The organism is Melaminivora alkalimesophila, from assembly GCF_000282995.1.
Classification (GTDB): domain Bacteria; phylum Pseudomonadota; class Gammaproteobacteria; order Burkholderiales; family Burkholderiaceae_C; genus Melaminivora; species Melaminivora alkalimesophila.
Window position 1 is genome coordinate 1 of record NZ_ALEE01000365.1, and the last position, 1,410, is coordinate 1,410.

General features: G+C 64.5%; 1 protein-coding gene, 1 tRNA gene and 1 pseudogene. All 3 read left to right on the forward strand.

Annotated elements, in window-relative coordinates; all coding sequences use genetic code 11:
• The coding region (locus A612_RS06760) for a GMP reductase (RefSeq protein WP_019373752.1) at nucleotides 1–879 on the forward strand (879 nt) is incomplete at its 5' end.
• An 87-nt stretch (nucleotides 880–966) separates the two neighbouring features.
• Nucleotides 967–1,042: transfer RNA gene (locus tag A612_RS06765), tRNA-Lys, on the forward strand.
• Nucleotides 1,043–1,141: 99 nt separating this feature from the next.
• Nucleotides 1,142–1,410 (forward strand): annotated as a pseudogene (locus A612_RS06770) (DUF2946 family protein); the annotation flags it as partial.

The window sequence follows — 1,410 nt, forward strand, 5'->3', positions numbered from 1 at the left end:
CGGTTCCGCCTGCCGGTGGTGCCGTCCAACATGAAAACCGTGGTGGACGAGCAGATCTGCACCTGGCTCGCCCAGAACGGCTATTTCTACGTCATGCACCGCTTCGATCTGGACAACGTCCAGTTCGTGCGCGACATGCAGGCCAAGGGCTGCTTCGCCTCGATCTCCCTGGGCGTGAAGCAGCCCGACTACGAGACGGTGGACCGCTTCGTCGCCGAAGGCCTGTGCCCCGACTACATCACCATCGACATCGCCCACGGTCATGCCGACACGGTCAAGGACATGATCGGCTGCTTGAAGGAAAAGCTGCCCGGCGCCTTCGTGATCGCCGGCAACGTCGGCACGCCCGAGGCGGTGATCGACCTGGAGAACTGGGGTGCGGATGCGACCAAGGTCGGCATCGGCCCGGGCAAGGTCTGCATCACCAAGCTGAAAACCGGCTTTGGCACCGGCGGTTGGCAGCTGTCGGCGCTCAAGTGGTGCGCGCGCGTGGCCACCAAGCCCATCATCGCCGACGGCGGCATCCGAAGCCACGGCGACATTGCCAAGAGCATCCGCTTCGGCGCGACCATGGTCATGATCGGCTCGCTGTTCGCCGGCCACGAGGAATCCCCCGGCGAGACGGTGGAGGAAGGCGGCGAGCGCTTCAAGGAATACTACGGTTCGGCCTCGGACTTCAACAAGGGCGAGTACCGCCACGTCGAGGGCAAGCGCATCCTGGAGCCGATCAAGGGCCGTCTGGCCGACACGCTCATCGAGATGGAGCAGGACGTGCAAAGCTCCATCAGCTATTCCGGCGGCACGAAGCTCATGGACATCCGCAAGGTGAACTACGTGGTCCTGGGCGGCAACAATGCGGCCGAGCACCTGCTGATGTAAATTTTTTGCCGATGCGACCTCCGAAGGCCGAGAATTGGTGCATAATCTTGGTCTTCGCTCGTTGGTGCAGCGCACCGCAGAGGCGAGGGGCTCTTAGCTCAGTTGGTAGAGCAGCGGACTCTTAATCCGTTGGTCGTAGGTTCGAATCCTACAGGGCCCACCAATCAAATCAAGCACTTAGGCCAGTTCTTCGGGACTGGCCTTTTTGTTTGCACTTGCGATGCAACGGCGAAAGCCACGGCGTTGGCCATAATGCCCGGCCATGCATCCGCTGCGCCACCGCCGCCCTGCCGCCTGCCTGTTGCTGGCGGCCTTCGCGCTGGCGCTGGTGGCCGGCATGGCGGCGCCATGGCTGCGCGCTGCCCCGGCGGTGGAGCGGGTCTGCAGCGCCTCGGGCGAGGTCCGCTGGCTGTTGCGCAGCGGCGAGCTGGCGGTGGCCCCCGACGATGATCCCGGGCACCACACACTGGAATGCGCGCTCTGCCTGCCGCCGCTGCTGCCACCCCTGCAGACCGCATGGCTGCCGCCAGC